The sequence below is a fragment of the Thioclava indica genome (genome assembly GCF_000714545.1).
Lineage (GTDB): Bacteria > Pseudomonadota > Alphaproteobacteria > Rhodobacterales > Rhodobacteraceae > Thioclava > Thioclava indica.
The window spans coordinates 1-9329 of sequence record NZ_AUNB01000060.1 but is presented as its reverse complement, the minus strand read 5'-3'; the positions used below and the strand labels follow the sequence as shown (position 1 = coordinate 9329).

8 protein-coding genes and 2 pseudogenes are annotated in these 9329 nt (G+C 60.5%); 3 read left to right on the top strand and 7 right to left on the bottom strand.

Going from position 1 to position 9329, the window contains the following annotated elements; all coding sequences use genetic code 11:
* Positions 1-201: 201 nt before the first annotated feature.
* A pseudogene (locus DT23_RS19200) lies at positions 202-976 on the bottom strand (transposase).
* Positions 977-1057: 81 nt separating this feature from the next.
* Complete coding sequence (locus DT23_RS14975; RefSeq protein WP_038132507.1) at positions 1058-1465, bottom strand: MerR family transcriptional regulator; 408 nt, start codon at positions 1463-1465, stop codon at positions 1058-1060.
* Positions 1466-1530: 65 nt separating this feature from the next.
* Between DT23_RS14975 and DT23_RS14970 the strand changes: the two genes are divergently transcribed.
* On the top strand, positions 1531-2175 hold the full coding sequence (locus tag DT23_RS14970; protein ID WP_038132506.1) for a cation efflux transmembrane domain-containing protein: 645 nt from the start codon (positions 1531-1533) through the stop codon (positions 2173-2175).
* A gap of 307 nt (positions 2176-2482) precedes the next feature.
* Here DT23_RS14970 and DT23_RS14965 read toward each other — a convergent pair whose 3' ends face one another.
* From DT23_RS14965 to DT23_RS14950, 4 genes are all read right to left on the bottom strand, one after another.
* Positions 2483-3730 carry a Dyp-type peroxidase gene (locus DT23_RS14965; RefSeq protein ID WP_038132509.1) on the bottom strand — a complete coding sequence of 416 codons (1248 nt, stop codon included), beginning with the start codon at positions 3728-3730 and terminating at the stop codon, positions 2483-2485.
* A gap of 17 nt (positions 3731-3747) precedes the next feature.
* Positions 3748-4947, bottom strand: coding sequence for an iron uptake system protein EfeO (gene efeO / locus DT23_RS14960; RefSeq protein WP_205618254.1), 1200 nt, complete (start codon positions 4945-4947; stop codon positions 3748-3750).
* A 40-nt stretch (positions 4948-4987) separates the two neighbouring features.
* Entirely contained in the window at positions 4988-6532 is a 1545-nt protein-coding gene (gene efeU / locus DT23_RS14955; RefSeq protein WP_051697340.1) for an iron uptake transporter permease EfeU, read from the bottom strand.
* Positions 6533-6844: 312 nt separating this feature from the next.
* On the bottom strand, positions 6845-7741 hold the full coding sequence (locus DT23_RS14950; protein ID WP_038132504.1) for a LysR family transcriptional regulator: 897 nt from the start codon (positions 7739-7741) through the stop codon (positions 6845-6847).
* Positions 7742-7832: 91 nt separating this feature from the next.
* Here DT23_RS14950 and DT23_RS14945 point away from each other — a divergent pair, with 91 nt between their 5' ends.
* Positions 7833-8414 carry an NAD(P)H-dependent oxidoreductase gene (locus DT23_RS14945; protein ID WP_038132503.1) on the top strand — a complete coding sequence of 194 codons (582 nt, stop codon included), beginning with the start codon at positions 7833-7835 and terminating at the stop codon, positions 8412-8414.
* Positions 8411-8539, top strand: a complete 129-nt coding sequence (locus tag DT23_RS20355) for a hypothetical protein (protein ID WP_420804692.1) — start codon at positions 8411-8413, stop codon at positions 8537-8539. The genes DT23_RS14945 and DT23_RS20355 overlap by 4 nt, the downstream gene beginning before the upstream one ends.
* Here the strand turns inward: DT23_RS20355 and DT23_RS19195 are convergent.
* A pseudogene (locus DT23_RS19195) lies at positions 8495-9025 on the bottom strand (IS6 family transposase); the annotation flags it as partial. The gene DT23_RS20355 and the pseudogene DT23_RS19195 sit on opposite strands and share 45 nt — an antisense overlap.
* Positions 9026-9329 lie beyond the last annotated feature (304 nt).

Sequence of the window (9329 nt, the reverse complement as noted above, 5' to 3'; positions counted from 1 at the left end):
CGGGGGGCGCTCACATCATCAACGCCGATTAATCCGGAAATATCCCACAGTCTTTCTTTTATAAACCAGCAGGGGATGCTGACGGTCATACCGTCTAGCCACGCGAGCAGGGCAACGGCGTTGATGATGTAATCGCCCTCCGACGATAGTGTCCCACCGAATGGTGCAAGAGCGCCGACCTTCGGTAAGGCCCGAGCCTGATCAGGGCGTCACGGCGGGCAACCAGACGTTGGGATTGTCGTTGACGCGGGCGAGGGTTTCAAGACTCATGTATCGCCGCGCGACCGTCCATTCGTCGTTGGTCTCGAGCATGATCGCGCCGACGAGCCTTATAATGGTCTCATCGTTTGGGAAGATGCCGATGACATCGGTGCGCCGCTTGATCTTGCGGTTCACCCGTTCCAGCGGATTTGTGGACGCGATCTGGGGCCTGTGCTCGCGCGGAAAACCCATGTAGGCGAGCACGTCGTCGCGCGAGGCATCCATAAAGGTGCCGAGCTTGTCCTGCTTTTCGCGCAGAGCATCCGCAACGGTGTCCCACTGGGCTCCAGCCTCGGCCTTGGTGTCCTGGGCGAAGATCGTCTTCAGCATCGCCGCCACCGCCGCGCGCTGCGTGGCCGGGGCGTGTGCCAGCCCGTTGCGCATCCAGTGAACCTGACAGCGCTGATGAGTGGCATTGAAGACCCGCCGCGCCGCCGCCCGCGCCCACGGCTTTCACCGGGTCGTCCACAGAGCGGGTCGAGACGCCGTGGACATAGGCCTCCTGAACCACCGCCACCAGTGTCTTCTCCGCTGTGCGTCGCGGCTCCAGAAAGCTGGGAAGATAGCTGCCCTTGCGCAGCTTCGGGATCTCCAGCGCGATCCGGCCGGCACGGGTGTCCCAGTCGCGGTCGCGGGCGCCATTCGCACCTTCAGCCGCCCCCTGATGCAACGGTCGCCCCAGCCGACTGCACGCTTCTCCCATAGACCGATCCAAGACCCCCGCGGCTTCCACCTTGGGAGGATTTCCAACGCGGGACAATGCTGCTGGCCGCGAGAGGGAACCGTCGGGGTTGACTCAATCTGAAGTCATTGCATTAAGAATACGGCAATTTGAGATCGTTCCGCCGCCTGTGCAGGTTTGCGAAATCTGGCGCAGTTCCGCAGCCAGCGCCTTGAGGTCCGCAATCTTGCGCTCTACTTCTTGCAGATGCGTTGCGGTGATCGCATCGACCTCTGCGCACGGGCGCGCCACGTCAGCGGCCAAGTCCAAAAGCTCGCGAATTTGATCAAGGGGAAACCCGAGGCCCCGGCAACGGCGTATAAACCTGAGGCGATCGAGCGCTGCCTTGTTGTAGCTCCGGTAATTGCCCGGGCTCCGGCCAGGTGGTGGTAATAATCCGATTTTCTCATAGTAGCGGATCGTGACGACCTTGGTTCCCGTCGCGCGCGCGAGGTCGCCAATCTTGAAATCATTTTGGTTCATGTCTTGACCCTATAGTTACTATAGGCCGTATCTATCGCAAAAATATTAATAGGACGAGACCTGCCATGCCCTGCTGCTCAAACGACACCTGCTCCTCGAACGTAGCCGCGGCGGGCCGTTACCGTGCTGTCCTTTGGATTGTGCTCGCGATCAACGCGGTCATGTTCGCGGTTGAGATCATCGCAGGACTTGCTGCCGGATCGGCCGCCTTGCAGGCTGATGCGCTCGACTTTTTTGCCGATGCGGCAAATTACGGCATCAGCTTGTTTGTGCTTGGTATGACGCTTCGTTGGAGATCCGTCGCCGCCCTCGTGAAAGGTGCTTCCATGGGCCTTTTCGGGCTTTGGGTGATCGCAAGTGTCATCTGGCACGTCTTGCACGGCACGGTGCCGGCATGGGGGGCAATGGGCGCGGTGGGTGTTGTCGCACTGCTGGCCAATGGGGTTTGCCTGGCCTTGCTGTATGCTTGGCGTGACGGCGATGCGAACATGCGCTCTGTCTGGATCTGCTCTCGCAATGACGTCATTGCGAACCTCGCGGTGCTTGGTGCAGCGCTTGGTGTGTTTGGCACCGGAACCGGTTGGCCCGATATCATCGTAGCTGCGGTCATGGCTATTCTGGCGATTCAAGGCGCGGCGACAATTATTCGCCACGCCCTTTCGGAGCAGCGCGAGGCCCGCGAGGTTAATCCGGTGCCAATTTTGCGCTGAACCGTCGCCTTTCACCATTCAGACGCCGAACCATTATCGCAGCAGAGCGCATAGCGGCTTGTAGTTACATGACGGGATGTGACAGCTAGTTTAGCCAGCCGGTGGAATGGTTGCTTTCTACGCCGTTCTTTGATGGCAACGCCCTACGGCGTTGCACATTTGCATGAGAGAAAACCTAGTAGACCGGGTCATGTATCCACGCTCCCCAACCTCGCGAGTCCTGAATGCCCGTCACCCCTACAGCTTGGATGGTGCCCTGATCAGCCTATTTGTGCCCCATTGATTAAGGCTTTGGCTTGCGCGCCGGTCACTCGAACAGCGGCGCGCCGATATAGGACCCTTCGGGCGCGGCCGGCGGCACCCAGAACAGCGCCGATCCGACATGCGAGATATATTCGTTCAACGCATCGCCGGCCCCCAGCTTGCGCTGGAGCTTTTCGAAATGGGCCGGATCGTTTTGATAACTGATGAACATCAACCCCGCTTCCAGCCGTCCGACAGCGTTCAAACCGCTGGTGTAATTATAAGACCGGCGCAAAATGCGCGTGCCCTCGTTATGCTCATACGCGACGAGACGGATATGGGCATCCTCGGCGATGACGGGCGCACCATCCGCCCCCTGCGCGGTGAAATCGGGCGTGTCGAACTCATGATGCCCGCCCAGCGGCGCGCCCGAAGCCTTGTGGCGTCCGAAGACCGCGTTCTGGTCATCGACGCGATCGGTATCCCAGTTCTCGATACCCATCTCGATCTTGCGCAGCACCTGATAGGTGCCACCGTGCTGCCAGGCCGGCCCTTCGCGCGACCAGACATGGGCGTCAAACTCGTCCGGCTCGCGAATATTGCGGGTGCCATCGCGAAACCCCAGCAGGTTGCGCGGCGTGACCTGCCCTTTACCAGCCGAGGCACGTCCAAAACCCATTTGCGTCCAGCGGACCGTTGCCGCACCGGTGCGTTTGGCGATGCGGGTCAGCACACGGACTGCGTGATACACAACCTGCGGATCCTCGGCGCAGGCCTGAAGCGACAGATCGCCCCCGGTAAATTCCGGACGCAAATTATCCGAGGGCAAAGGCGCCAGATCGCGCAGCTTCGCGGGGCGGTGACCGGCCAGCCCCAGTTCGGGGCCAAAGACACGCGGCCCCAACCCGATTGTCACGCTCAGCGCCGCCGGCCCCAGATCCAGCGCCTCGCCCGTATCCAGCGCAACCGCCGAGGCACGCGCGGGTTCGACCTGACCGACCGGCGCGCCCTCCATCAACACCCCGATCGCCGCCGACCAGCGCGCTAGCAGGGTTTGCAATTCGCGGGCATCTTGCGTGGTCAGATCAAAGGTCATGACCATGGCATGTTTCTGCGGCAGGGTCGCAACCCCTGCCTGTGGGCCGCTGCCGTAGAATAGGTGACGGGTTTGCATCGGGTCTGCGGATGCGCTGACATCGGGGGGCGCCGCGCGAGCGGGCAATGCCGTGCCCGCCGCTGCGCCCGCCGCTGCGCCAAGAAACAGCCCCCGGCGCGACAGGGTGACCTGGTTTTCGGGTTTTGTCGGTGTCATCGGTGCCTCTTTGTGTTTCATCCTGCGGTCGCGACCTTTTCCGCGATCTGGGAAAGGGGTTCCTGAAGCGCTTGAATCGTGTGGCTTAGCTTGCGCGCATCGGAGGCGCGCAGGCTGGCGGTATAGCGCGCATAGCCGCCCAGGGATTGCGGATCGCGATAGGTTTCAAGCATGGCCTTAACAGCGCCAAAGCGCGCATCGACCCGCTGAGTAAGATCGGGATCAATCTGTTTCATGCCGGGGGAAAGAAAGGCAAAGGCCTGCTGTGCGCCCTCGATATTGGCGGCAAAATCCACAAGGTCGATATGGGCATACGCCTCTTCCTCACCGCTGATCTTGCCACTTTGCACCTCTTCAATCAGCGAGGCGGCACCGTTTGCCAGATCCTCGGGACGATAGCGCAGCTCTGCAGAAAGATGTTGCAGCGTTGTGGCGTTTGTCGTCAGCTCCGCCGCCAACGCCTTGGTGTCATCTGTGATCTCGCCCCGCTGGAACAAGTCGCGTTCGATCGCGTGAAACCCGTGCCAACCAACTGCGGGATCAAGGTTAGAGGCGCGCATGTCGATCAGATAATCAAGGTTGCCCGCATTGTCAGTCGGATCGCTTCCCGGCAAAGTGAAACCTTCGACATCAGACTCAATGCGTTCATAAAACGGCCGCACCTTGGCATATTCCGTCTGCGCCCCCGCGAGATCGCCCGCGTCGATCTTTGCCTGAAGCACCTTTGATCCGGTGACCATGGCATCAACCATTCCGTCGACATAATGCGCATAGCCCTTGGTGCCCTCCTCCAGCAAATCAGCAGTTGTCCCCTGCGCCCGTTGCGCAATATGGCCGCTCACCGAGAACGCGATCGTGTCTTGCGCGGCATTGGGACAATAGATCTGATACTCACCACCATCGAGCGTGACGGTAAAACGCACGGGAGGCAGACCGGGGGCAAGGTTTTCTTTCTCGCCAAGGATGCGGTTGTCAGACAGCAGTTCCATCTCTGAAATTGCCGGCGCGGAGCGGTTGGTGACGACGAATGTCACCGGGCCTGCGGGCGCGCTATCGTGATCGAGCACGCAAGTTCCGCCATCCTTGCCCGTCATGGTCACTGCGATCCGTGTGACCGGCGCGCCCGGGGTCCCGGTTGCAAGGGCGGATTGGCCAAGCGCCAATCCGGCAGCGAGGGCGGAAAGGGGAAGGGTGCGACGCAAAAGGGAACGTGACATAGGGTCTCCTGTCATAAGCTGTTTAATGGGGATGGCTGGGTCACGCGGACTTGGCTGTATTGAAAGTTGGCGGTGCAAAACGCCTGCGCAGGGCTGACATAAGTAGCGCCACGGCAATAAAGATGAGAACAAGGGGCAGCTTGCGCGCCCAGAAGCGATATTCGATTTGCGCGCCCTGCAATGATCGCAGCGCGGCCGCTGCCTGTTGCACGCGATCTGGCGCGACAGCCCATGCCGTTAAAGCCGCGCCATCAGGGGCGCGATCCAGTCGCAAGCTGCGCGGTGTCGTCAGACCTCCGCCGGAAAGCGTCAACAGCGTGCTGGCTTTGCCGTGGGCATCCAAGATCGCGCTCTGCGCAGTCCAAAGCTTGACCGTCTCGAGGCGCTGCCAACGCGCTAAGAACGGCCCCGGGTTGCGCGCCGGGCTGATGCCCACGGGTAGCCTTCCGCCGGAAAGCTGCGCCAGCTTAGCAAGGTCGATCTGTGCGGGCGCATCTGTAACCGCGGCGTGGCTATCGAGCGCACGAAATTGGCTTTGCACACCTAGATGGGACTGCAAAACTGGCGCGGTTTGCGAAAGCGGCAGGCGCAGTTCGCCGCGCTCCAGTGCGTCATGCTTCAGGATAAGGGGACCGTTCAACTTGGTTCCATCGCTCTGCGCGACAAGTGCGACGCGATCGGGTAGATGGATATCGGGAACGGGCAACGCTAGCGCCAATGCCACGCTACATGCGCCAAGTGCGCCAGCCATGCTTGTTCGCCATCCGATCGCGATGCGTCGAGCCCGCGTCCACCGCTCTGGCAAATAGGTAATCACCAGCACTGGGATCAGATAGGCAAACCAGCCCAGCCCCTCGATCAGGCGTGGATCGGCAGGAATACCCATAACCCCGGTGATCAGCGCCGATTGCACGCTGCCAGGCGCAACCAGCCAGCCAAGATCCGCGATCCGCTGCTGTCCAGCAAGCAGCCAGCCCGCCTCGTGGGCAGAGCGCAGCGCTTGCAGCACCAGCCCCGCCGCGACCAGGATCAGGAAGACGCCGCTCCAGCGAAAGAACCGACCGAGATTCAGCCGCATTCCACCCTGCGCAATCGCAAAGCCGATCGCCACGGCGGTCGCGATACCCAGCAGCGCCCCTAGCGCTGCTTGCGCGCCAGATTGCGCCGCAGAAAAGGTTGCCAGCAGAAAGACGCTTGTTTCGAACCCCTCGCGGAGCACCGCCAAAAACGCCATCCCAGCTAGGGCCCAACGTCCACCGTGACCAAGTGCCGAGGCAGCCTGTGTTTCCAGCTCTCCCTTCATAGCGCGAGCATGGCGCGCCATCCATGTGACCATACCGGTGACAAAGGCGACCGCGACAGCCCCGATCAAAGCCTCCATCGCTTCTTGTGTGCGTTGGGGCAGCGCCGCCTCAATCAGCGCAAGTCCAAGACCGACACCCAGCGACAGGGTAAGCGCCGCTGCCACGCCGGCCCACATCAGCCAAAGCCCTTCGCCTTGATTGCGCAGAAAGGCCGCGATGATAGCGACTATAAGGGCGGCCTCAAGACCTTCGCGTAGCCCGATGATAAAGGTCGCCAGCATGAAAACTCTCCGAGATGTAAAATGCCGGGCAACATTCCCGACAGCTTTTGTCGGAATTGGATAAAATGTCGCAGGCTGCACAACAAGCACATTCCTGACTAATTCACTAAGACTTGAAGGGGGCGTGACTGGGCGCCAAACCCGCAAGAGTAACGGCGCCTCAATGGCTCCCGATCGACACTGTCAGATGGGCGTCTTCTCGCGCTGGTTGTCGGGCAAGGGTGCGCCTTGAGATGCGGCGGTAGAAATAGATCTCGGTCGTGCCGGGCTTGGATCAGACGCCCGGCTCGGGCGATCAAAGGTCTTCAAAACCTACTCGCCGAGGAACTCCCGGATAAGTCCTGCGACATAGCTTATCCCAAGATCATTCGCATTCCGTTGGTGCCACGTGAGATGAAGCGGAAAGCCATCGACCGCGAGCGGTGGCGGAACCCCGACCAGGTCGTCGTTATGCAGTTCCTCAAATGACTTGCGAGGCAACATGGCAAGCAAATTGGTCGACGAGAGGATATCCGGGACAAGTTGAAAGGACGGGACCACAAGACCGATCTGACGGGACAGGCCCATCGCATGAAGGCTCTCGTCAAGAGGCGTGTACCGTTCGCCGCGCCCCGACACGACGACATGCGGCCACGCCAGCCAGCCATCAAGATCGAAGTTGTCGGCTACCGGGTGCGCTCGGCGCATTGCAACGACGTAGCTGGTTTCCAGCAAGGTCTCCGTTTCGATAGTGTCGACGCGTCGGGCGAACAGCGCGACGCCAAGGTCGGTATCTCCGGTCAGAAGCTCCCGCTCGAGTGCATCCGGCCCCAGCCAGGGCTTGAAAACAACCGAGATACCCGGCGCGGTCTGGCCGAGCTTTTCAAGCAGCCGGCGCGCCAGAAGGGCCGTCGGAGCATCGGCCGCGCTGATCCGCACCACCTGCACCAGGTCTTCAAGTCTGGGGGTGGGCGGGTCGAGAAGCTGTTCCACCTGCACCAGTATGTCCCGGATCGGCGCGCGCAGCCTTTCTGCCATGGGCGTCGGTTTCATCTCGCCCCGCCCGCGTTCAAGAAGCGGGTCGTCGAACATGGCACGGCAGCGTTGCAGCGCGCTTGAGACGGCCGGTTGCGAGAGGTTCAGCCGCATGGCGGTACGGCTGACATGCGCTTCTTCCAGAAGCGCATCCAGGATCACGAGGAGGTTGAGGTCAACGGCTCTTAAATTCATGGATGGAATAATAGACTATACTTTATATCACTTGGAGTAATTTTTGTCCGTGCGGCATCCTTGGGTCGAAGATCATTTAAAGGAGGCCCCCATGTCCCGCACTCTCATACTTCTGTTCCATCGTGATATCGCGAAATCGACCGCCAACAGGGCTCTGCGCGATTGCGCCGCCACACTTTCCGGGGTCGAGGTTGTCGATATGCAGAGCCTGTATCCGGAGGGTATCATCGATGTGGCGACGAACGTCGCGGACGAGGCGCAGCGCCTGCTTTCAGCCGATCGGATCATCCTGCAATTTCCGATACAGTGGTATGCGACGCCCACCTTGCTGAAAGCTTGGCAGGATAGCGTCCTGACCCGGATGTTCTACATCTTCGCCGAAGACGAGGGCGACCGCTTGTCTGGCACGCCACTAATGATCGCGGCGACAGCAGGTAACATCCCCGGCGCCTATGGCCCGGGCGGGGCGAACCACTTCACGATCGAAGAAATCTTCACCCCTCTTAGGGCCACCGCGCACCGCTGCGGCCTGCCATGGCATGAGCCCTACGTTGTTTTTACCGCGGACAAGCTGGACGAGGCCAGCTTGGTCGCGGCCGCCGAGGGCTACGCAAATGCAATCGAGACTTTCATCGCGGCCACCCCGTCCGCGTCCGAACATGAGGCAGGATGACCATGACCGGACATGATCACGACACCTTCACCGATCTTCCGGCCGGGACGCCAGCGCTCTTCACCCTGACGGCGCGCGGCCTGGCGGTGCAGCACATCCTTCGGGCATTTGCCTTCTTGCTTTAGCTCAGCCAGCGCTGCGGCATAGGTCGGGGCCTTGTCCGTGTTGATCACGCGCGGCTGCTCCCAACTTCTCAAGCCTTTCAGGGCCTTGCCCGGAAAGCGCTTTGCCGCTTTGGTATTTCGGGTCGGTGAGAGGTAGAAATCAATCGTGTCGCCAAATTTGTCCACAACCCGGTACAAATACGCCCACTTCCCGCGCACCTTGATATAGGTTTCATCTGTTACCCGACAGGGGATCGCATTGCGATGCCCCGAGAGTGCATCCGCCAGCTATCGGATCGGGGGCGCCGCCATTGCCACCGCATCCGCCGTTCAATCTCGGGGGCATAGTGTTGAACCCAGCGGTAAATCGTTGAGTGATCAACCCGGGTGACCGCGCTCGGCCATCATCTCTTCAAGGTCACGATAGCTGATCCCATAGCGGCAATACCAGCGCGCCGCCCAAAGCACGATCTCACCTCGGAAATGACGCCCCTTGAAATCACTCATACCATAATCCTCCACTCAGCACCGGTCCCTAAACGAAGCCGCGCGGAAAAGTTTGCAACAGAGCCGCTTGATCAACGATCGGCAAGCCAACTTGCAGCCCCAGCGAGTTAACGTGACAACACCCGCGTAGGAGGTGACGGTTCACGGAATCGGGTGATTCCGGGAATATTGTTGCGGCGGGGGCGTTTTCTCGGCGGTTTTCCAAAGTGTGTTGCGATAACTTTCCATGATAAAACAACGGGTTGTATGGATATATTCGGTAATATCGCGATTTTTCAAAAAAGTGGTTGCGCAGGTGGGGCAC